This window comes from Moraxella nasovis (assembly GCF_022701215.1).
Lineage (GTDB): Bacteria > Pseudomonadota > Gammaproteobacteria > Pseudomonadales > Moraxellaceae > Moraxella > Moraxella nasovis.
In genome coordinates this window covers 1,955,305-1,974,451 of the sequence record NZ_CP089976.1, presented here as the reverse complement: position 1 = coordinate 1,974,451, position 19,147 = coordinate 1,955,305, and the positions used below count along the sequence as shown (strand labels likewise).

Genomic DNA, 19,147 nt, shown 5'->3' with positions numbered 1-19,147 from the left:
TATAGTGTATCTATACGCTATATGGATAATGTTTATGATTGTGTCGTTTGCTCACAAAGGCTTAGAAAACTTTTTTACCACAGGTAGTACCAAAGGCATTCAAGCCAAGCATAAAACCAAACTTGCCATACAACTTAGTACGCTTAACCGAGCCAAAAGCCCTAACGATATGGACGCTCCCAGTTGGCGATTGCACCCTTTAAAAGGCAATTTGGCAGGTCATTGGTCGGTAATGGTCAATGGCAACTGGCGTTTAACTTTTCGCTTTAATGACGATGGTAATGCCGAAATTGTAGATTACCAAGATTATCACTAAGGAGACTTTTATGAGAATGCACAACCCCCCACACGCAGGGCTTGTTTTGCGTGAATATATAGACGGTTATAGCGTAACCGAAGTTGCCGAACGTCTTGGCGTTACTCGTGTCAATTTAAGCCGTATTTTAAATGGCAAGCAAGGCATCACCGCCGAGATGAGCGTTCGCCTAAGCCATCTTTTGGGAACAAATCCAAGTCTATTTTTGGATTTACAAAAAGATTATGACCTATGGCAAGCCGAGCATAATCCTAAAATAGATTATTCACTCATCAAGCCTTTTGTGCATTCATCAGTTGCTTATGTCTAATCACGAGTGCCGTCCGCTTACGCCATGTCTCGCCATACAGCTCACGCACCGACAGCGTGCCGTAGGGGTGATGTAGTACTAAGCCCGTCATGGGCGTAGGCGGTGTTTTTTCGCTCATAAGCTTGCCATCATCAAGATAGATTAAAGCGTGGTTAATGTGGTGCGTACGTCCGACATAGCAAAGTATCACGTCATGCTTTTGTAGCTCGTCTATCTCAATTTGTACAAAACCTGCTTTTTTAAAGTTATCTTGATAAAGCGGTTTATGGTCTTGATTTTCCCACCATGCGTCTGTGCGGTCAAAGTCTGGTAGCTCTATACCTAATTCACGCTCATAATAATCACGCACAAGGCTATAGCAATCTTGCACGCCGTGATGATACTCACGCCCTAATAAGGGGGCGGTGTAGGCTTTTGGTTTATGGCTTTTGATATGAAACTGGTTGTCAGAACTAATCGCACAAATTAGCCAGTCGGTGTCATGTACTGCCATCTGCACACGGTCAAGCTCGCTAGGCAGTACATCGCCATCAGGGTGGCTGTGGACGATGGCTTGAAAATCGTCCGCCAAAGCTAATAGATTGATAAAAGTTTCGCTGTCAATCTCAAAGCTATCGTGTGGATTTGTTGCCACGTTGTCGCACGGATAATAATGTCCATCAATAATCAGCCCACAACATTCTTTTGGGTATTCATCTTTGGCGTGGGCGATGATGGCGTGTTTTAGGGGTTTGGTGAGTTTCATGGTTATCACTTTTTGGGTAATAAAAAACCGCTCTATTTGTAACAGAGCGGTTTTTGAATTTTTGGATTATTTAATATGTTCTTTAATCAATGAAGGTAAATTCTGTTTATATTGCATGATGACTTTTACATGATGCCAAGTTATATTTTTATCCAAATCATAATCTGCATTGTGGCGTTGGGTTAAAAAATCTCTAAACTGCAAAGCGAGTTTTTGTATGGATTTATTTTGATTTTTCATATCATCAAGTATCAAGCATAGATTATTATGAGTGCCTGTTTTGTATTGATTAATATCAATCCCTACACTTTCCATAGCCATTTTTAACTCATGAAAAACAGCATAATAACTACGGTTGATATACGCCCTCATCTGACTTTCTGATGATTGTTCATTAATATTAATAAACATCTCATCAATACATTTATGTAAATCATTAATATTCACCGTCATTGCATACACTCCAAATCGTCATATTTGGCAGGAATGAAATGCACGATGATATTTTTATAATCATCAAAATTAAGCTGACTATCATCAATCAATACATCTAAGAATTTATCATCTAAGTCTAAACAATCATCAGTTCCCACATTATTTAAATAAATATCTATATTAAGTATATTACCAATTTCTGTTTGGCTAACATCCACATCAACATAATAGTCACCAATATAGTGCTTTGATAAAAATCTATTAAGTAAACTATAAATATATACAAAATTATCTTGTGTAATATTTGTTATTTTAAGTTTTGATATTGTATTTTTAATGAAATCAATAGCCTTAATTTTTTGATTGTCAATATATAAATTTCCACCTTGAAATAATTCAAATGCTTCATTAAGTATATTTAAATCTAAACTTCTGCTTGCATTACTAAGGACAACTTCAATAATATTGCTATCATAAGGGTCTTTATTGAGTACATTTAAGCACATTTGATGGCTTTGACTAAATTCGCCAGATTTATACAATAGTGTTGCATAATTATAAGTAGCAACTATATTATTTAATAAATATGCCTTTTTCATGCTTTGAACTGCTGATTGTATATCGCCCAAAGCCATATGTGCAAAACCTTGTAAAACATATCCATCTACTGGGTCTGTTTTAATTAACTTTTCAGCACTATTTAGCCATGACAAATATTTAAAACTATTAGGATTGGTTAATCCGTGATAATTTTTTAGATACTCATAGGCTTCATGTGTTTTGGTTTTGGGTATCATAACAAGCTCCTGTTAAGGCAATTCATTTTATCACAACTAAAATCACTTGACAAATCAAACAAGTGAACTTGCTGGAAATCCCCCAAACGGCAAGGGGCTATCTCTCCCAAATCTAAGCATACAATCCGACAGTCTGCCACCGCATTTATCAAGTTCTGGGTCATCGGTCGGCTTGCCATCAATGGTAAAGCGTGCCGTGCCTGTATATCCGCATTCTTCATGACGATACCGCCCACGCACCGCACAATCGCAATAGTTTGTGATTTGGCGGACGGGTATGCGTAAGCCTTCAACATCAATGGGGTTGGCAAGCTCAAATGTCGTGGTGGCGTTCGTCTCGGCGGTCTTTTGTTCGATGTACCAATGTTGTACTTTGTAGTTTTGTTCGTCAGTGCTGTCTAGATATTTGGCAAGGGTGTGAATAACTTTTAACTTCGCCCCTGCAAAATCGCCAAACTGCAAGCATAACGCACGCAAAGCCTGTGGCACACCTGCAATATCGTTACCAAGGGTTAAACTTGGTATGGAAGCCTTACCGTCTGACCGCATTTCAAGCCCAACAGCAGAGATGGCGATAGGTGTGTAAGTGTTGCCCTGCCAAATAATTTCGCCGTCATTGTGTCCATGAAAGCGGTAAATGTCCGCCCCTAGATGGCGGGCATCCAATTCATACAAAATAATCAAGCCCTGCACGCTTGGCTGTTCTATTTGTACATTAAAACTCATGTATCCCCCTAGCATAAATCCAACCATAAAAACCCTTATAGGGATTACCAAAATCCTTATAAGGGTCATTTATTTTGTGATTTACTTATTTATTTAATTTTCGCTTGCCGTCTCATCGGTTTCGCCATCACGGTCGGTTTGGGGTGGCTCGGCTGATTTATCCGCCACGTCCACCAATACCCCATATTCGCCATTTTTAAAACTTAACGTAAAGGCGGTTACGGTTTTATCATTATTCCAGCCTTGTAGGTTTTTAAGCTGATTACTTGCCCAAGCTAGAATATCAGCACGAAATACGGTGGTGCGGTTACGTTTTAAAAGCTCATTGTTTTCTTCGCCATTAAAAACATCAAAGCCTTCATCATCAGGGTAGTAGATAATCTCTACCGTGTCAGCTTTTTCGCCATGTTGCATTTGCCAGTAGTCCACTTGGCTGATAAAACCTTGCAACACTTGGGCTTCGGTGCGGTTTAGGGTGGTTGGGGTTTGAGTTGTTTCAGTCATGGTTATCTCCATTAAAAAGCCCCCTATTTTTTTAGATAGTGGGGCGGTGTAGGGGCGTATGATTACGCCCATTCAAAAGGTCTGTTCAAATTTAAGGCTAATCTGCCAAAAGTTGCCTTTTCGCTGGGAAACTTCATAATCTTGGCAAACGTATTTAGCCGTCTCACCGTGGGGATTTGTCCACAAAAACGCCTTGACACCGCCATGCTCATCAAGAAAATCCATGATGGGCTTGATGACAGTTTGCCAGTCGCCTGTCTTAGCACCGCTCCAATCGGTGCGTTTGTTGTTAATGCCATGGCTGACACGCTGGGCATAGCCATCACCAAACTGTATTTTGGTAACCGCTTGGCGAACACTTGCTGCTGCCCCCATGTTCATATGCCAGCCAAAGGTTTTTAAATTATCTGTCATAGAGTAATCCCCCTTGACGTCGTGCTTGAATAAAACGCTGATTAACCTTTGTTTCAACCTTGCTGTCAATCATCTTGCCAATTTGCACCATGATATCCCCATTAGGCTGTTGTTCCACGCTTGCCTTTTCGCTCGTGTAGTTGTTGATGATGATTTTGGTTTCACCACGCCCATTGCCAAGACGGTTTAGCTTGTCATCTAGATTTTGGGCGGTGTGCTTAGGCAGTACTCGCTCGCCTTTTTCTAGATTCCACGTACCAGACTTAGGCACAGACATAATGCCATCATGGGCTTGACCTACTGGGGCTGATATGGCATTTAGTGCCGCAACCAACGCTCCGCTTTTAGCCGCTGCGACCGCGACCGCCCCTAAGTTAGCAGGAAATGGGGCAGACGCCCACGCTTGTGCTAATGTGGTTTGGTTTGCCACCAAAATACGCTTTAACGCCATCGCTTTTTCAAAAGCAAATAACGCTTTATAAGCACGAGACCCTTCGCCAAACATCGCCTTAGCAGCACCTGTTATCGTGCCTAATAGTGATTGTTCGCTACGTTCTTTGATTTGTTGTCGCGCCATTTCGTATTGCTGCATTTGTTCTAGGCGTGCTTGTTGTGCTTCGTATTCTGTGATGGTTTTAGCGTCCTCTTGTGCTTTGATTTTGTCAAGCTCAGCTTGGTGCTTTTCATCAAGCTGTTTTGATACGCTATAATTATCAAAGACGCTTGTAGCAATGTTAGCAATACCGCCTATTGTGCTATTTGGTGCACCTAACGCCCCTTTAAGCTTATCAATCGTACCTTGATAAACGTTGGTGTTATTAGCTAATGCATCTTGAATGGCTTGTTGTGATTGTACAAAATCAGCAAAGGCGTCCGCTTGCTTAGTTGCCATAACAATGCTATCTACTTGTGCATCAGTATAGCCTTTAAGCTTACTATCCCATTTTAAGCTTGCATACTTATCTGTGATATTCGCTAAGATATATTGGTTTTTGCTAAGCTCGCTATTGATTTTGGCAACTTCTTGGCTAACCGTATCATTAAGCTTATGCTCATCTAGTGCTTTTGATGTGTTGATGATGTTTTGCTTAATCTCATCTGATACGTCTTTGTATTCTTCTAGGGTATCTAATTCAAATTGCAACAGTTGCCATTTGTCCATGCCAACTTTTTTGATGGCATTTTCAAGCTCAATAACACGATTTAAGGCGTTTTGGCGTCTTTCATCAGCTTTGGCATTTTTTTGTATCTGCTCGTATTCTTGAGTAAGTTTACTAAGCTTAGTTGTATCAGCATTGCCGTATTTACCTGCTTTGATGTCGTATTGTAGGGCGTCAACACGGCTATCATTGCCAAATAAGGTTATCTCACGCTGTATGCTAGCCACCGCGTCAGCCACCGCTTTTTTGGCGTCTTCTGCCATTTTTTGGGCGGCTTTAGTAGCTTTACTTGCATTATTACGAATGCCTAAGGCAAAACCATCAGCGGTATGCTTGCCTAGTTCTTTCATCACACGAGACGGTGAACGAATATTAAGTGTAGATTTTACGCTGGTAACGACAGAATCTGCTAAGTTTTTAGCCGTGCTTATTGCTGTATTAAACTTTTCTTTTATGCCGTTAATAAAGCCTTGGATAGCGTCACGCCCAGCTTGTAGTAGCTTACTACCTAGCCCCAAAAACGCTGCTGCAATGCTACCTAGCATGGTTTGGATGATGGCATAGGCGTTTTTTAAGCCATCAAAGATTGCTTTTTTTACACCGTCCATATCACCTTTGACTAAGGCTTTGATGACATTAAAGGCGGTGGTGAAGGCGTTATTGATAAGCTTAAACGTACCTTTAACTATCTCAAGTACCACGTTAAACTGTGTGCTAAATACTTGCCCTATCACGCCCAAAGCAGTTTGCACAGGCTTAGGCAAAGCATTAAACGTATCGCTAAAATACGTTTTGATACGGGTTAGCTTGTCATTGATGGCGGTTTTGGCTTTATCAAACGCTTGCTCAATACTTGCCCAAATCTCTTTTGCTTTAGCGTCAACAGTGTCCCAATTTTTATACAGTGCCACACCTGCTGCCACCAATGCACCGATAGCAAGCACCGCTATCCCAATGGGGCTTGTGATAAATGCTAATGCCCCTGCAAAGGCGGTGGTAACAGACGCTGATAAAGCCACGATACCGTTATAAATACCAAGTGCGAAATTCCACGCCTTAAAAGCAGCTGCTGCACTTGCCACCCCTGCTGCAATGGGCGTTAAATACGGCTCTAATTCAATGATTTTAGCGACGACATCACCGATAATAGGCATGATGACATCAAAAGCTTGCTTTAATAAATCCCATGCGTTGCTAAGTAGCTGTGTACCTGTTTGTACGGCTGTTAGCACCGATGGCATAGCCAAAAACTCTTTGACTGTTTCGGTAATTTTAGGGATTAATTGTGCAATTGATATAACGATTTTAGCTAAAGTATCTGTAATGCCTGTTTGATTGACAAAAGTTTCAACCATTACCCCCCATTCATTTTCAACCACTTGCCTTGCTTGGGCGATGGTCATAGGCATTTTAGCTGCCTTTTCGCTTAGGTTGTCTGTTGCCCCTGCCATAGCGTTATAAAGCACATCAGCGGTAATTTTACCTTTTTTTGCCAAATCCTTTAGCTCGCCTGTGGTAACTTTTAAATGCTTGGCTAAAATGTTCATAATCTCAGGTGCTTGTTCAGCTACCGAGTTAAATTCATCACCACGCAATGTCCCACTTGCTAAGGCTTGCCCTAGCTGGCGTATTGCTGCCGCTTGCCCTTCTGCCGAACCGCCCCCTACTCTCATAGCAAGCGTTAAGTTTTTGGTAAAATGTATCACTTCATCTTGGCTTTTACCAAGCTGGCTTAACGCCCTTGTGTTTGCTGTGTATAGCTCGCCCACCGCTTGCATTGATGTGCCGTTAGCGTTAGCAATTTCACGCACCGATTGAAAAGCTTTGTTATATTCATCTGTGCTATTTGTGGCAATACGGATTTGACTGGTTAATGTAGTCATCGCGTCAGCTGTATTTGTAATGTTACTTGCCACACCGATTGATAAATAGCCAACCACCGCTGTTTTTAACAATCCATAGGCTTTTGATAAGCCACCTGCTTGCTTACTTGCCTCTTTTGAGTGTTTGGCAACGTCATCAATGCCTTTGCCTGCTTGATGCGTCGTTTTATCAACGTCTTTTAATGCTTGTTGCAGTTTTGTTAATTGGTCTGCATTTTTCACATCAATGGTGATGCTCATGCGTGTATCTGACATTTTATCCCCTTACAATCTCATCTAATGCAAAAACAATATCATCAATCAGCCATCTTGCCATATTCACATGATACACCGCGAGTACATGGCTAACATCGCTAACCGATAGCGGTAAGGGCGTACCTTCTGCATAACGTCTTTCACGGCAAGCCATCACAAATACATGGATAATATCATCAAGTAAAGCACTACCCAAAACCTCATTAGGCAAGGGTAGGTTTAACCTTTGATAAATCTCAATCCGCTTTGGGCTTAATTCTGACTTTGTTTTTTGCCATTTGTAGTACTCGATGGCTTTTTTTTCACAGCTTGCACCTGTTCACTATATTCATGCCCCATCTCGGTAAAGGTGTCAAATAGCGTGTTTAAAAGCTCAGGCAAGCCATCACTGATATTTGCTAAGACAATAAGCAGGTTATCACCGCTAGGCTCTAAAGGCTCACCGTTTACATCTACATTCCATGATTTAATGTTGTATTCACCGATAACCATTAGTAAAGCTTCATTAGTTGTAATATCGGTTTGGTTAGCACGCTTTAAATCATCTTTTTTAATCTTGGTGTCATTCAATAAGGTTTGTACTTTAGATAAAGCCCTTTCAAAGGCGGTGTCTTGTTTGACAACAAGCTCAAGCTGTAAACCGCTTTTGTGCTTAATCGTGCGTACTACTTCGCCAACAACTTGATTTGGTTTTTTTAAGTCTTTTAAACTAAATGCCATGTGTGTTCTCCTTATGCTTGGTGTTTTTCAATAATTGGGCTTTCTTCAACGACGGTATAGCTAACATCAATGGTGACAAGGTCAGTGCCTGATGGGCTTGGAATTTCCCCTGATACTTGCATTTTTGGTATTTTGATAATGTATTTATCTGTTTCATTAAATGAAATGGGGATTTCTAGCGATACGGTTGCCCCTGTTAATTGATTGACGATTAAATCATGCGATTTTACGCCATAGGCAAGCGTTAAACTGCCTGAAATATTAGCAAGCATAGCGACGATATTACCGCCATAGATATTATCGCCTAAGCACTTTTGTACTTCTGCCCCATTGTCAATCTCAAAACTAAAGCTTTCAACACAAATACCAATATCAGCACCATCTTTTTTAATCGTTCCGATGGATAAACCGCTTGCAGGTTTGCCTACAGTAGCAGTAGCAGGGGTTTTAGCAAATGATGTCTCTTTGCTATGCTGATAGCCTTGCCCCATCACCCCAAAATTAGCTTTGATAAGATTATCAGTCGTAATGTCAATTTTTAGGCTATTGATAACACAGCCTGTAAAGACGTGGTTTACGTTAATATCGCTAAAGTCTTTTGATATGGCAAACATCTTTTTAGTATCACCAATGCTAAGCTTTTTTAACTTAGTATTTCTTGCGTCTGCTTGCCATTCATTAAAAAATGCCGCTTCTAATAGCTCATCATAGACGCCATATTGTAATTCGGTTTCTATCTCGCCTGCTACTTCACCGCCTGTTACCATGCCTGCCGATTTAATCCGTGAACCTGATAACATTTCGCTATCAGTTAGTGTGTTATTAACCGATAAGCCGTTTTTGATATTTGGCAAGATTTTCCAGCCTGTAGTTGGCACGGTTTTTGTGGTCTGCTTGGCATACGCTGTTACTACTTTTGCACCGCTTGACATAAATTTACTCCAAAAAAAAAGCCCTAATGGGCGATTGCTAAGGGCTTAACCAAAATGCACTAATGCAATGTTGGTAATTACCCATACTACTTTTAAAAACGCTATCATTAGCACAATGTGCCAAAAGAATTTAATAAAATTGTCAGGCTTTAAATTGATAGATTGCATACTAAACCCTAGAATTTTAATCAAAAATTTGCTTACTTATACCGATAAGGCACTCTCACATTAACTTGCCACCAGTCGTTATCACTACCGACTATAACCACCGATGGCGTTAATAATTCTAAGTTTTCATCAGTATAATACGCCAAATGATTAGCGATGGTGTCTGCTTGTTCTACTGCTCTTTTTTCGCCAATATTTTGCCTTGTAAATACTTGCACCACCACCGCCCCTATCTCACGGCTCATAGGCTTATCTGCCATACCGCTCATGATAGCCCCTGCACTTTGTAGGCTTACTCTATGCCATATATCGGTAGGTACATAGTTATGATTGCCTGTAACCCATGCCTTAGGATTATAATTTGGCATAGTGGCGATATGCTTGGCGATTAGTTTTTGTATGGTTGTGGTGTTCATAGGTTATCCAATAAAAAAAACACCGCCAAAAGACGGTGTTATATTCTTATAGCCATTTGATAAATTAAGTAAATAGCTGTATAATAACAATATAGCTACTGCGACACGGTGAATTCTACCTGCCGTAACCACAGCACGCTAGCGTGTGGGGTAAGAGGGAGGGTGTGGGGAGTGGTAGTCCCACCAGTAGCTATTTTATTATCTTATTTGCCTTTCTTTTCTTAGTCTTCTCAAATTCTTTCTCACTCATCTTAAAAACCGTCAACAAATAAATCTCTTGTCTGTCTTGCGTGGCTTTTAGGGTTGCTTGATAAATACCATCGCCACGTTTAAAAAAACTTGCTCTATAATCATCTTCTTGAATAACTGTAATCGCATTATCTAAAATATCCTGCACCGATAAAAATAGTGGTAAATCCGCCTGTTCTGGGTGATGGATAATCATTTTGATTAAGGTATCATCAGATAGCCAAACGTCTTTTGTTTTTGCACCTAACTGTTTTTGTGCTTTCTCACTGATGGTTGCTACTGTCCATTTTTGCCCTATGGCGTGTTGTTTTCTAAACGCCATTGAACTATTTCTATCTAGGTTCTTCACCTTTGGTAATAGACGTTCAATATTTTGTTTTAAGCTACCATCATCAATCGGTAAGGGATTTTTAAACGCCCTTTCAAACCCCTTAGGCTCTATTGCCTTAATCTCATCAAGTGTTCTAGGTTTAAAGTTTTTATCCAATAAAAAACACCGCTCATTTAGAACGGTGTTTGATTATCATTTTTGATCCATTTTCATTATCTGATGATAGGCATCTTTAAGGTCTTGACGCAAGGATTTTGTCTCTAATAGTGAGAGGTCTGCAATCGCCTAGCCTTGAAAAAACCCTTGCCTTGTTCATAAGCCTCTTTTAAGTCTTGACGTAAAGAGCGTATCTCGGACGCTGTCAATGCCGTACCTGTGGATTTGTTTGGCAAGGTATCTTGCTTCAGATTCTGTGAATTTTGAGAAGTCATAACCAAATTGCTCCTGCCACCAGTGTTCAAGTTCTTTGCCAGCTTGTTTGCGAATTGCCCAAGCGTAGCTTTTGTTATGGGTAGTTTAGCAGAATTTGGCTTACCATTCAAGGTACTTGCCAAAATCACACTGCCGCCTTTATTTTCAATAAAACTGTGTAAATCTGCCAAAGTACCGCCTTGTGTGATGACATCATCAACAATCACATAATGGCGACCTGCCACCACATCACCGTCAAAATTCACACGCTTTAGTAGCCGTCCAACCCCATCAGATGACGTACGATACGCCCTGTCTGCTTGTACAATCCCCAAGTCCATCTTAACACCTAGTATTTCTGACAACGCCAATGCGTACGCCATAGGGATCTTATTACGCCCTTGTTGTTCTTCGGCATGAACTGGCACAATATGCACATCCTTATAATGACGTATGGATTGACCCATTTCCTTGACAAAGTCATCACTCAAAAACTCATCAACCAATAAAAACGCACTTTGTGCATCACCCGCCTTGGCTTTTTGGTAGTATTTATGCGTGGTGATGGTATCTTTGGTGTGAGCAATTAACGCATTAGGAAAATCACCCCAATCAGTTCGCATTATGGCACTCTCATCTATTTTTGATGATTGTAACACATCACCAAACACCCCTTCAAACCCCTTAGGCTCTATTGCCCTAATCTCATCAAGCGTTCTAGGCTTAAAGTTTTTATCCAGCTGTAAATCGCTAAATTCTGTGGGTGATAAACCGCCATCACGAAATAACTTAGCACGCTCTTTACCTAATACAAAATCTTGAAACTTATCATCTTGCGTGGCAAGCCATTCATAATAGGTTTGGTTTTTAACTACTCCGTTCATACTTGCACGAGTTTTTACATCTTTGCCATGCCATAAAATGTAGCTTGTACGGCAATTAACATGATAAGGCGGTTTTTGTGATAAAGGTAAGATTTGCCCATCAAGGCTACGGCAAATGCTACTTGTGCGACCATCTAAGGTTGCTACTACTTTAATCTCATCAATGCCTAGCTGTTTGGCAAGTTCTCCCCTAGCTTGTGACGCTTCATGTTGTACAATAGTTCTTACAATGGCATTAGCATGGCGTTTGGTTACGTTGGTAATACCATCTTGATAACGGCGTGCTTTTGTACCTAATATGATTTGGCGTATTTGGCTGTTGGTTTTACCTTGATGACGGGCATACCGTTTTTATCATACACCTGCTGTTCTAGTGCGTCTGTAAGCTCGGTGCATTGCTTGGTGTTTACCTTAAATGTTCGCTTACCTTGCCCATCTAAGATTAAGCGATTAACCGCATTTAAGCGGTCTTTAATGCTTGGATTGGTGCTGTTTACATAGACCTTTAAGCCATATTGTCTTAAAATATCATGGTCTGAAAGACTTGCGTTTTTAGAACTTGTATTATGTCCGCTTGCGTCAGGGTAAATACAAATTTCATGACCGCTATAGCGTTCTTTTAGTATCTGTGCCATCGTTGGCGTATCTCTAACGCCTGTTATCTCATCTACCGCCAAAGGCATACCATCACGCACGACAAACACCACGCACGCCATTTTAAGCACGTTAAAGTCCATACCTATGTGCAAGGTCTCGCCTGCCTGAATAACAGCGTCTGTGTGATTTAAAACACGGTCAAAGTCAGGATAAACCGCACCGCTTGTTAAGTTGACAAATTGACCGTTTAGATAAGCATCTAATAACTTTTGTGGATAACTTGCCTTTAAGCTGTCTATATAGCTTGGCGGTAAATAAGGATTTGACGCGGTTGGTGCTTGATACAGCTGATAGTGCGTACCGCTATTTTTTACCCAACGCTCATAACAAAAACGAAAGCCCTCTGGCGTTGTGCCAACTGCTGCCGTGTTTGGCTTGCCATCAGGCTTTTTTTGACGGCACCGCGCGATGATTTTATTCCACGCATTTTTAGCGTGTTCAGTCTTTAAGGTATCTAGCTCATCAATAACAGCGTCAGCAATTTCAAAACCAACAATGCTATCAGGATTATCCATGCTACGGCAAATAATCTCACCAAAACCTGCGATATAAAATATCTTTTCAGATTTATTAAGCTTAAACGACAAACCGCAATCTGTCAGCAGTTGGCTAATGCGTGGAAAAGCAATAAGCCGTATCAAATCATGCGTTGGAGCAAAATACCCTTGGCTTAACTGTCTGTATTTTAGCTTTTGGATAATTAAGCGTTTAAATAACGCTTCTGATTTACCGCTACCAAAACCACCGACAAATAGCGGATAAATCTCATCACTAAATACAAAGTCGTCTTGTGGAGCGGTCAGTGTTAAATCTAATTTCATTCATTTTTAACCCTTACCACGTTAATTTGAATTTCATTGCCTGTAGTGTCTATCATCTGAGCTTTTAGGCGGTCAATTTCAAGCTGTTTTAATTGGGCTTCTAACTCTTTAATCCTAATCTCTGATTTTGACTGCCTATCCATGCCTAAGACCTTAACTTTGGCATTAATGGCACTAATCATCGCCGTTGGGTTCTCGTTCAGTTTGGCGATTTGATATGCTTCATCATAAGCTGATAACATCTCATCAATCGTCACATCATGGCGGTTGGCGTGGGCTTGGCGAAGTTCGTTTAATCTTGTTGTAATCTTGTTGTTGTCTAATAAGGCTTTTGCGTTGCGGTTAACCGTTTCATCTTTCATATTTTTAGCATTGTAGCTTTGGCGATAGGCTTCAGACGCATTGCCCAGCTCTATGTATTTTTGGCAAAATTGTTCTTGTTTTGGCGTAAGTTTCGCCATAGCTTACGCTCCTTTTTTATCAAATATTTTTAAAAATAACTCTAATAACTCTTGAACTAATTGTCATTTGGGGTTATAATAACTCCATATTTACAACAGGAGTGATTAAGTGCAAAGCCGTGTTATCATCAAAATGCTCATTGATGACGGTTGGTATGAAGTAAACGTAGTTGGTAGCCATCACCAATACAAACACCCCACTAAAAAGGGGAAAGTTACGGTAAAGCACCCTGACAAAGACATACCCATTGGCACCTACAAGAGCATTTTAAAACAAGCTGGGTTAAACTAACCCAGCTGGCACTTAATCCCATAGGAGAACCCATGTATTACCCCATCGCCATTGAAAGCCCTGCCAATGATAATGAATGTTTTGGCGTGATTGTCCCTGACTTACCAGGCTGTTTTAGTGCAGGAAACAGTTTAGATGATGCCATCAAAAGCGTTCATGAAGCCATCAGCCTACACCTTGACGGATTAGCAAAGGACGGTGATGACATTCCACTTGCCAAAAATGTTGCAGACCATGCAAAAAACCCAGACTATCAAGGCATGACATGGGCGGTGGTAGATATTGACCTATCTGCCTATATGGGTAAAAGCGAAAAAATCAACGTAACCTTGCCATCTCGTCTGATTGCACGGATTGATGAAAAAGTATCCGCTCATAAATCGCTATATAAAAGCCGTAGCAACTATTTGGCGCAGCTTGCCAGTCGTGATTTGATGGCGTAAAGCAAAAACTATCTTTTTCTTCTAGAAAGATTGGCAAATAAAAAACCCTTGCTAGCTTGCAAGGGTTTTAAAATCAAATTCTTATAATAACCAAGAAAATTTACACACTTCTTGATTATGGGTAGATTATACCTGCTACTGGCTAGCCAGTCAAGTGTTTTTTATAAAAAAATATCTACCGTAAAATGAGTGCTTGACCACCATAATAATTTAAATCTATTGTTTCTTTAACTCTCTGCTTCAAGCACGCCTGCAATAAACGCACACGCTTTTTCAAGCTCAATTTTGACACGGTTACGCTTGTTCTTTAATATTCGCTCGTCTGCCATTTGGGCGATATTACGCTCACTTAGGCGTGCCAAATAATACATACAAAAGATTTGGTATTGTAGCAGACTATACTTTGCCAATTTACACACCGCCTTATCTATCATCATCGCCCTATCGTCTGTGATGCTGTACGATAACGGCTCGCTTGGCACGTTATTCCGCATAATCATCTCAAGCCAAGGGGATGGATAGCCTAAGCGGTCAGGGTTATGCCTTGCCCATTTGCCGTATTCAATAAATTCGTTCATTCCCCCAACCTATCAATAATCTTTCGTTCACGTTCTGACAGCTCCCATATTTGGGCTTGCTTAGCTTGCTTAGCTATGCGGTCAGATACCAAAAGCCCTGCCCCAAACAAACCCTTTTTATGCGTAAAAACGCACTCATCTGTCCTAACTTCAAAATCTACATCTATGTTATTAAAATCGTTTGCCATTAGTAGATTAGGGGATATTGAGAGATGGCCTGCACGTTCTTACGATGTGCCATGTTAGCGACGAACTTACGAGCCGCCTTATGATTCTTACAGCCCGCTTCTAGGGCTGCGGTATGAAGTTCCATGCCACTCACCACAAGACGAGCGTATTTCTTTGTTTTTGAGTGATTGCCATATTTTTTTGTAATATTATGCAACTAATGTTACTAATATTATGTAACTAGTGTTACGTTAGATTAAACGAAGATTTAGGATATTTTTGCCAAAATCAAAAATTTTTTGTAAACAAGAAGGGGTGTGGTGTCCGCTGATTTAAGGTTTTAAAAAATTACCCCCCCCTATAATTTTCTTGTTGTGATTCGGCGTGAATTTTGGTCTGATGGCAAGTTCGACATAAAATCTGCAGATTGTGATGCCATCACTGCCGCCACGTGCGACATCCACGATATAATCAAGCTCAAGCTGACCGCCAATTAAGCCACAATGCTGACAAGTACACCGATCTCTTACTAAAATAGTTTCACGAAGTCGTCCGCCACGACCCTTGACCCAGTTTTGCTTAAGCTTAGGCTTTGCAGATAATCGGGGACACAAGTCGCTAAAGCCATAGTCAATTCCCTAAAAATAGAAAAAACCTTTGCAAACCTTAATCTGCAAGGGTTTAAAGGTACATCTTAACAAAATTAATAAGCCATTCATATACCGAACGGCTATCGTAGCGAAATACTACAAAATGGTACAGCTATCAATAGTCGTGTAGCTGTTTTTGGATATTGCGTTATGCATGACGGGCTTGGCGTGTGACATCGCAAATCGACAGTATGGGCAATCGCCAAGCGATAATGCGTTTTTAAGTATGCCAAGTTATCACGCTTGGCGATCATGGACTGTAATTCATGACCGCTAGTTTTAGCAAGATAATAATATCAATAGCATAAATCAGCATACTTATCGACGTTCGCATAGCTTTCGGTAGCAGCGGCAAGAAACGTAATGGGCGTATGAATCTTATAATAAGGCGTGGCAGCCATGATAACAACTCAAAACACTATTGCAAGTGGGAATATAAGCTAAGTCAACGAATATATCCGTGCATAGTGTGTGCAGGGTTTGCTTTAAGCCCTGCACAGGTTAACTATATGATTTATAAATATTTTTAATTGCTCTGTACAGGGTATGCATAGTGTGAATCGTTTTTTAAGAGTTTTATATACAAAAAAAAATTAAAGAGATAAATAAAAAATTAGGTCTAATATGCAAAAATTCATGATAAAAAAACACTCACACCTTACTCATACTTATTTTCATGATATGAGTGTTTTTATTTATGGCACACCAGTCCCACCATAGCTCCTTAAAAAATTATCAATAAACTTTACTTTTCTATCTTTATTTAATCCTTGATGACAACGCAAAGACTGTTTTAAATGAGAAAATAAACCTTCTAGCTTATTGGTTGTGTTTGGTGTATTAGCTGTGCCGTCTTGTTGATGGATAAATAGGTATGGTAGATTTTCCCTTAAACTTTTATAAGCACTTCTTAACCCGCTTGTGTGTACCATGTTCTTATCTTTTGTGTATTATCATCAAAGGTTATACTACGCTCATTTAAGTAGCTTTCGTGCTTTATGCCAAAGTTATTGATTATCTAAGTGTTTGCCTGATAAAAATTGACGATGACAGGATTTACATAAATACTGCTGTTTGTGGTGCTTTTTACCATTTTTAGCAGTATTTTGACTTTGACAAAACGGACATACTTTTTATTCGTGAGGTTAAACCCCACCCAAAGCTATATGTTATCAGGTTTAAATAGAGTGTCATCATGGATTTTGGGCATTATGCCATAAAAATTTTTAAAATTAATAGCTAAAGATAGTGCAAAATTAACGTTTATCAAAAATAAAGCGATGATTGCATTGGTATAATTATCAAATATCATCTTATTTTTTTGTCTTTAAAGCCATTTATTAAAACGCCCAAGCTTACATCAATACTGGCAATATCTTTTTACCATACCCACAAAAAAAACCGCACCAAAGTTGATGCGGCTTTTAACGTTAAAATTAACGCCAGAACCAATAGGCAAAAATGGTTACAATAACGATGGAGGCGAGATTTAGCACAAAACCGATTCTCATCATATCTCGTTGCTTGATATAACCTGTACCCATCACGATAGCGTTTGGTGGTGTTGCTACAGGTAACATAAATGCACATGATGCACCGATACCAATAACCAATATCAATACTTCTTTTGGTAAGCCTAACGCAACACCAATAGGTGCAAAGATTGGCACAAGTAGTGCAGCTGATGCGGTGTTTGACGTGAACTCTGTCAAAAATATAATAAACGCAGCAATCGCTACAATCACAAGTAAAGTCGGTGCATTTGCAAGCCAAGCTGAAATCTGCTCACCTAATACCGCCGAAGCTCCTGTGCTTTTCATGATGTTTGATAAAGCGATACCACCACCGAACAGCATGAGTACTCCCCAGTCAGTATTATCAGAGATTTGTTTCCAGCTGACCAATCCAAACAATAGCACAACTACTGCCGCCAAGATGGCAATCACCGTATCTGGTTTATCAAACCCAAACGTCTGACCAAGCTGCTTGCCAAAAATCCAGCTCACTGCTGTTACAAAGAACACAATAATCGTCAGTACGCGTGGCAGCGTCCAAGGTACAGCTTCACGATTTCCCATATCCACCTTTTGGTTTAGATTTGGGCGTAATACTAAATACATCGCACCTAATAAAACTGGCATCATAACAAGTGCGACTGGAAAGCCAATCTTAGTCCAACCTGCAAAATCAAGACCAATCTCTTTGGCGGCAATGGCGTTCGGTGGTGAGCCTACCAAAGTACCCAGACCGCCGATTGATGCAGAATAAGCGATACCAAGCAACACGAAGATGAACGTATTGCGGTCTTTTTTAGCGTCTATTTGTGTAAGTAGCCCTAATGCTAACGGCAACATCATCGCTGCGGTTGCTGTGTTACTAATCCACATAGACAGCCCTGCTGTGGTAGCAAAGATTAACAGCACTGCCACACCAAGATGCCCACGAGCCAAACCCATTAAGCTGTATGCAATTTTTTGGTCAAGTTTTTGTACATGCATGGTTGCAGCCAAAGCAAAACCACCAAAGAACACATAGATAATCGGATCTGAGAACGATGATAAGGCTGTTTTAGTATCAAAGTCAGGAATCCCAATAAATATTGCAAGTATCGGCACAAGAATAGCGGTCGCTGTGATATGAATGGCTTCTGTAAGCCATAAAATACCAACGAAGATTGCCAACGCCAAGCCTTTATTTGCCAAATCATCAAATGGTAAAACATTGGCGTATAAAAAGTAGGCAATGATTGCAGCGATAGCAGTGATTATCACGCCCTTAATCGCTTCAGAATGTGCCGAACCTGACGGCGGTGTGTGATTATCATCGGCTAGAAAATCACTTTCTTGAGTAAAAGAAGAATCTTTATCTTGATGTAACTGAGTCATACAAGCTCCTTGCAAATAACCATCAACCGTATATCCTATGCGGGTAAATTATGTTATTTGACTGTTAAAAAAGTAACGCTTGTGTATAAAATCTTACTGCCTTGTCACGATTTTATACTATGCTCGCCTATCATATCAGAAAGATAATGTTTGTCAAAAAGTTTATGTGCGATAAAAGTCTTTGGCTGCTTCTTGTGGTTTTTTGACAAAACGAGTACAATAAAATAACCACATTAAGCTTGAGTGTATTATGAACAAACCAAATAACACCAATCCGATTTTAATTGATGAAAACAGTAGCTTTAAAGACGCTTATGAAGTCTTGCAACGCAATGCCAATGCACTAGAACAGTCGTCAGAGCTTGATATTGATAATCTCATCACAACCGTAGAAGAATCAATCAATGCCTATAAAATCTGTCAAAAACGCATTCATGCCGTTGATCTTGCCCTAAAAAACGCCTTTGATGGTGAGATCTAGCCAGTACACGCCCACACTTAGTAAAATGCCCATATTTAGTAAAATAGCCCACTCA

General features: G+C 40.2%; 26 protein-coding genes and 1 pseudogene. 5 read left to right on the top strand and 22 right to left on the bottom strand.

Going from position 1 to position 19,147, the window contains the following annotated elements; all coding sequences use genetic code 11:
• Positions 1 to 34: 34 nt before the first annotated feature.
• Positions 35 to 316: a type II toxin-antitoxin system RelE/ParE family toxin gene (locus tag LU293_RS09525; RefSeq protein WP_242747628.1), complete on the top strand. Its 282-nt coding sequence runs from the start codon at positions 35 to 37 to the stop codon at positions 314 to 316.
• Between the two features lie 10 nt (positions 317 to 326).
• Complete coding sequence (locus LU293_RS09520) at positions 327 to 626, top strand: HigA family addiction module antitoxin (protein ID WP_242747626.1); 300 nt, start codon at positions 327 to 329, stop codon at positions 624 to 626.
• On the opposite strand, the gene LU293_RS09515 is transcribed toward LU293_RS09520, so the two are convergent.
• From LU293_RS09515 to LU293_RS09445, 15 genes are all read right to left on the bottom strand, one after another.
• Complete coding sequence (locus LU293_RS09515; RefSeq protein ID WP_242747624.1) at positions 589 to 1,371, bottom strand: C40 family peptidase; 783 nt, start codon at positions 1,369 to 1,371, stop codon at positions 589 to 591. The two genes, LU293_RS09520 and LU293_RS09515, sit on opposite strands and share 38 nt — an antisense overlap.
• 66 nt (positions 1,372 to 1,437) lie before the next feature.
• On the bottom strand, positions 1,438 to 1,824 hold the full coding sequence (locus LU293_RS09510; RefSeq protein ID WP_242747622.1) for a HEPN domain-containing protein: 387 nt from the start codon (positions 1,822 to 1,824) through the stop codon (positions 1,438 to 1,440).
• Positions 1,821 to 2,603, bottom strand: coding sequence for a tetratricopeptide repeat protein (locus LU293_RS09505; RefSeq protein WP_242747620.1), 783 nt, complete (start codon positions 2,601 to 2,603; stop codon positions 1,821 to 1,823). The genes LU293_RS09510 and LU293_RS09505 overlap by 4 nt, the downstream gene beginning before the upstream one ends.
• Positions 2,604 to 2,657: 54 nt before the next feature.
• Positions 2,658 to 3,329: a phage minor tail protein L gene (locus tag LU293_RS09500; protein WP_242747618.1), complete on the bottom strand. Its 672-nt coding sequence runs from the start codon at positions 3,327 to 3,329 to the stop codon at positions 2,658 to 2,660.
• A 93-nt stretch (positions 3,330 to 3,422) separates the two neighbouring features.
• On the bottom strand, positions 3,423 to 3,833 hold the full coding sequence (locus LU293_RS09495; RefSeq protein ID WP_242747615.1) for a hypothetical protein: 411 nt from the start codon (positions 3,831 to 3,833) through the stop codon (positions 3,423 to 3,425).
• A 72-nt stretch (positions 3,834 to 3,905) separates the two neighbouring features.
• Entirely contained in the window at positions 3,906 to 4,247 is a 342-nt protein-coding gene (locus tag LU293_RS09490) for a phage tail protein (RefSeq protein WP_242747613.1), read from the bottom strand.
• On the bottom strand, positions 4,237 to 7,545 hold the full coding sequence (locus tag LU293_RS09485) for a tape measure protein (RefSeq protein ID WP_242747611.1): 3,309 nt from the start codon (positions 7,543 to 7,545) through the stop codon (positions 4,237 to 4,239). The genes LU293_RS09490 and LU293_RS09485 overlap by 11 nt, the downstream gene beginning before the upstream one ends.
• Position 7,546: 1 nt before the next feature.
• Complete coding sequence (locus LU293_RS09480) at positions 7,547 to 7,756, bottom strand: hypothetical protein (protein ID WP_242747610.1); 210 nt, start codon at positions 7,754 to 7,756, stop codon at positions 7,547 to 7,549.
• Between the two features lie 41 nt (positions 7,757 to 7,797).
• Positions 7,798 to 8,265: a hypothetical protein gene (locus LU293_RS09475; RefSeq protein ID WP_242747608.1), complete on the bottom strand. Its 468-nt coding sequence runs from the start codon at positions 8,263 to 8,265 to the stop codon at positions 7,798 to 7,800.
• An 11-nt stretch (positions 8,266 to 8,276) separates the two neighbouring features.
• Entirely contained in the window at positions 8,277 to 9,197 is a 921-nt protein-coding gene (locus LU293_RS09470) for a phage tail tube protein (protein ID WP_242747606.1), read from the bottom strand.
• A 200-nt stretch (positions 9,198 to 9,397) separates the two neighbouring features.
• Positions 9,398 to 9,781: a phage tail terminator-like protein gene (locus LU293_RS09465; protein WP_242747604.1), complete on the bottom strand. Its 384-nt coding sequence runs from the start codon at positions 9,779 to 9,781 to the stop codon at positions 9,398 to 9,400.
• A gap of 190 nt (positions 9,782 to 9,971) precedes the next feature.
• A complete protein-coding gene (locus tag LU293_RS09460; protein WP_242747602.1) occupies positions 9,972 to 10,517 on the bottom strand; it encodes a hypothetical protein in 546 nt (181 codons plus the stop codon).
• Between the two features lie 104 nt (positions 10,518 to 10,621).
• Entirely contained in the window at positions 10,622 to 11,656 is a 1,035-nt protein-coding gene (locus tag LU293_RS09455) for a phosphoribosyltransferase (RefSeq protein ID WP_242747600.1), read from the bottom strand.
• 293 nt (positions 11,657 to 11,949) lie between these two features.
• The gene (locus LU293_RS09450; RefSeq protein WP_242747598.1) at positions 11,950 to 13,134 is read right to left on the bottom strand and encodes a terminase large subunit domain-containing protein; all 1,185 of its coding nucleotides are present in this window, start codon (positions 13,132 to 13,134) and stop codon (positions 11,950 to 11,952) included.
• Positions 13,131 to 13,595, bottom strand: a complete 465-nt coding sequence (locus LU293_RS09445) for a terminase small subunit (RefSeq protein WP_242747596.1) — start codon at positions 13,593 to 13,595, stop codon at positions 13,131 to 13,133. Before LU293_RS09445 ends, LU293_RS09450 begins: the two co-directional genes overlap by 4 nt.
• A gap of 133 nt (positions 13,596 to 13,728) precedes the next feature.
• Here LU293_RS09445 and LU293_RS09440 point away from each other — a divergent pair, with 133 nt between their 5' ends.
• Together LU293_RS09440 and LU293_RS09435 are read left to right on the top strand one after the other, a co-directional pair.
• Entirely contained in the window at positions 13,729 to 13,887 is a 159-nt protein-coding gene (locus LU293_RS09440) for a type II toxin-antitoxin system HicA family toxin (protein WP_375540370.1), read from the top strand.
• Positions 13,888 to 13,919: 32 nt separating this feature from the next.
• The gene (locus LU293_RS09435; protein WP_242747592.1) at positions 13,920 to 14,330 is read left to right on the top strand and encodes a type II toxin-antitoxin system HicB family antitoxin; all 411 of its coding nucleotides are present in this window, start codon (positions 13,920 to 13,922) and stop codon (positions 14,328 to 14,330) included.
• A 227-nt stretch (positions 14,331 to 14,557) separates the two neighbouring features.
• Here the strand turns inward: LU293_RS09435 and LU293_RS09430 are convergent, their stop codons facing one another.
• From LU293_RS09430 to LU293_RS09405, 7 genes and pseudogenes are all read right to left on the bottom strand, one after another.
• Positions 14,558 to 14,908, bottom strand: a complete 351-nt coding sequence (locus LU293_RS09430; RefSeq protein WP_242747590.1) for an antiterminator Q family protein — start codon at positions 14,906 to 14,908, stop codon at positions 14,558 to 14,560.
• Positions 14,905 to 15,096 carry a hypothetical protein gene (locus tag LU293_RS09425; protein WP_242747588.1) on the bottom strand — a complete coding sequence of 64 codons (192 nt, stop codon included), beginning with the start codon at positions 15,094 to 15,096 and terminating at the stop codon, positions 14,905 to 14,907. Before LU293_RS09425 ends, LU293_RS09430 begins: the two co-directional genes overlap by 4 nt.
• Positions 15,096 to 15,293 (bottom strand): hypothetical protein, encoded by a 198-nt coding sequence (locus tag LU293_RS09420; protein WP_242747586.1) that lies wholly within the window; start codon positions 15,291 to 15,293, stop codon positions 15,096 to 15,098. The genes LU293_RS09425 and LU293_RS09420 overlap by 1 nt, the downstream gene beginning before the upstream one ends.
• Positions 15,294 to 15,408: 115 nt before the next feature.
• Positions 15,409 to 15,690, bottom strand: coding sequence for an HNH endonuclease (locus LU293_RS09415; protein ID WP_375540339.1), 282 nt, complete (start codon positions 15,688 to 15,690; stop codon positions 15,409 to 15,411).
• Positions 15,691 to 16,421: 731 nt separating this feature from the next.
• Positions 16,422 to 16,658, bottom strand: coding sequence for a hypothetical protein (locus LU293_RS09410; protein WP_242747584.1), 237 nt, complete (start codon positions 16,656 to 16,658; stop codon positions 16,422 to 16,424).
• 75 nt (positions 16,659 to 16,733) lie between these two features.
• Positions 16,734 to 16,841, bottom strand: a pseudogene (locus LU293_RS09945) (IS1/IS1595 family N-terminal zinc-binding domain-containing protein); the annotation flags it as partial.
• A gap of 321 nt (positions 16,842 to 17,162) precedes the next feature.
• Positions 17,163 to 18,611, bottom strand: a complete 1,449-nt coding sequence (locus tag LU293_RS09405) for an SLC13 family permease (RefSeq protein ID WP_242747581.1) — start codon at positions 18,609 to 18,611, stop codon at positions 17,163 to 17,165.
• A 250-nt stretch (positions 18,612 to 18,861) separates the two neighbouring features.
• Here LU293_RS09405 and xseB point away from each other — a divergent pair, with 250 nt between their 5' ends.
• Positions 18,862 to 19,092, top strand: a complete 231-nt coding sequence (gene xseB, locus LU293_RS09400) for an exodeoxyribonuclease VII small subunit (RefSeq protein WP_242747579.1) — start codon at positions 18,862 to 18,864, stop codon at positions 19,090 to 19,092.
• The last annotated feature ends 55 nt before the right edge of the window (positions 19,093 to 19,147 follow it).

What these genes read in the sequence shown, in the direction of transcription:
- LU293_RS09425 (WP_242747588.1), bottom strand. Translation starts at nt 15,096, where the DNA reads ATGGCAAACGATTTTAATAACATAGATGTAGATTTTGAAGTTAGGACA.
- LU293_RS09430 (WP_242747590.1), bottom strand. Translation starts at nt 14,908, where the DNA reads ATGAACGAATTTATTGAATACGGCAAATGGGCAAGGCATAACCCTGAC.
- LU293_RS09505 (WP_242747620.1), bottom strand. Translation starts at nt 2,603, where the DNA reads ATGATACCCAAAACCAAAACACATGAAGCCTATGAGTATCTAAAAAAT.
- LU293_RS09520 (WP_242747626.1), top strand. Translation starts at nt 327, where the DNA reads ATGAGAATGCACAACCCCCCACACGCAGGGCTTGTTTTGCGTGAATAT.
- LU293_RS09490 (WP_242747613.1), bottom strand. Translation starts at nt 4,247, where the DNA reads ATGACAGATAATTTAAAAACCTTTGGCTGGCATATGAACATGGGGGCA.
- LU293_RS09450 (WP_242747598.1), bottom strand. Translation starts at nt 13,134, where the DNA reads ATGAAATTAGATTTAACACTGACCGCTCCACAAGACGACTTTGTATTT.
- xseB (WP_242747579.1), top strand. Translation starts at nt 18,862, where the DNA reads ATGAACAAACCAAATAACACCAATCCGATTTTAATTGATGAAAACAGT.
- LU293_RS09495 (WP_242747615.1), bottom strand. Translation starts at nt 3,833, where the DNA reads ATGACTGAAACAACTCAAACCCCAACCACCCTAAACCGCACCGAAGCC.
- LU293_RS09525 (WP_242747628.1), top strand. Translation starts at nt 35, where the DNA reads ATGATTGTGTCGTTTGCTCACAAAGGCTTAGAAAACTTTTTTACCACA.
- LU293_RS09475 (WP_242747608.1), bottom strand. Translation starts at nt 8,265, where the DNA reads ATGGCATTTAGTTTAAAAGACTTAAAAAAACCAAATCAAGTTGTTGGC.
- LU293_RS09500 (WP_242747618.1), bottom strand. Translation starts at nt 3,329, where the DNA reads ATGAGTTTTAATGTACAAATAGAACAGCCAAGCGTGCAGGGCTTGATT.
- LU293_RS09485 (WP_242747611.1), bottom strand. Translation starts at nt 7,545, where the DNA reads ATGTCAGATACACGCATGAGCATCACCATTGATGTGAAAAATGCAGAC.
- LU293_RS09445 (WP_242747596.1), bottom strand. Translation starts at nt 13,595, where the DNA reads ATGGCGAAACTTACGCCAAAACAAGAACAATTTTGCCAAAAATACATA.
- LU293_RS09515 (WP_242747624.1), bottom strand. Translation starts at nt 1,371, where the DNA reads ATGAAACTCACCAAACCCCTAAAACACGCCATCATCGCCCACGCCAAA.
- LU293_RS09510 (WP_242747622.1), bottom strand. Translation starts at nt 1,824, where the DNA reads ATGACGGTGAATATTAATGATTTACATAAATGTATTGATGAGATGTTT.
- LU293_RS09410 (WP_242747584.1), bottom strand. Translation starts at nt 16,658, where the DNA reads ATGGTACACACAAGCGGGTTAAGAAGTGCTTATAAAAGTTTAAGGGAA.
- LU293_RS09465 (WP_242747604.1), bottom strand. Translation starts at nt 9,781, where the DNA reads ATGAACACCACAACCATACAAAAACTAATCGCCAAGCATATCGCCACT.
- LU293_RS09455 (WP_242747600.1), bottom strand. Translation starts at nt 11,656, where the DNA reads ATGAACGGAGTAGTTAAAAACCAAACCTATTATGAATGGCTTGCCACG.
- LU293_RS09435 (WP_242747592.1), top strand. Translation starts at nt 13,920, where the DNA reads ATGTATTACCCCATCGCCATTGAAAGCCCTGCCAATGATAATGAATGT.
- LU293_RS09405 (WP_242747581.1), bottom strand. Translation starts at nt 18,611, where the DNA reads ATGACTCAGTTACATCAAGATAAAGATTCTTCTTTTACTCAAGAAAGT.
- LU293_RS09440 (WP_375540370.1), top strand. Translation starts at nt 13,729, where the DNA reads ATGCTCATTGATGACGGTTGGTATGAAGTAAACGTAGTTGGTAGCCAT.
- LU293_RS09470 (WP_242747606.1), bottom strand. Translation starts at nt 9,197, where the DNA reads ATGTCAAGCGGTGCAAAAGTAGTAACAGCGTATGCCAAGCAGACCACA.